The 608-nt window shown below is 21.2% G+C and carries 1 protein-coding gene; it reads right to left on the bottom strand.

Features of this window, described 5'->3' with window-relative positions; all coding sequences use genetic code 11:
- Positions 1-111: 111 nt before the first annotated feature.
- Positions 112-608: hypothetical protein (locus KJQ97_RS09325; protein ID WP_214120681.1), on the bottom strand; the 497-nt coding region annotated here is incomplete at its 5' end.

The following is a 608-nucleotide window of genomic DNA, read 5'->3' as shown; positions in this document are numbered from 1 at the left end:
AATTTAAACACCACCAAAGTTTTATCTTTATCAAAAATGCCTTCTAAAAAATAGCTTATTAGTTGATTTATGGCACCTTTGATTTTATTATCTAAATAAATTACTATCATTTTAAAACTTTGTATTTACATAAGCATATATTAAATCAATTATGTTTTTATCTTCACATAAATAAACATTTTTTAATAAATCTTTAATTTCTTCATAGCTAAATTTATAAGTTTCAAAACTAAATCTAATATTGATAATCTCATCTTTTTTACAAGATGCTTTAAAGCTTTTATATTCATCATGCCAAACACAAAAATCTCCATAATAATTATCATCTATATTTATATTTTTATAATTAATTAAAAATTTTTGCTTTTTACCTGTTTCATCTTCTCTAGCTAAACCTCTAAATTTTAATTCATACTTTGAATTTATTGCGCTTTTTATTTGTAGATGATAGTTTTTATCTTTTTTATTGTTAGTTATTTTTATTCCGTAATAGCCATCTCTTCTAAACCATTTTGGATACTCAATTAATAAATCTTGCTTGCTAAGCACTTCTATTGGATTTATATTATTTTCTATATGAAAATCAAGTCTTATAGTGTTTAAATCAT

The sequence above is a fragment of the Campylobacter sp. 2018MI01 genome, from assembly GCF_018501205.1.
In the GTDB taxonomy this organism is placed as follows: Bacteria; Campylobacterota; Campylobacteria; order Campylobacterales; family Campylobacteraceae; genus Campylobacter_E.
This window is presented reverse-complemented; position numbering and strand designations above follow the sequence as displayed.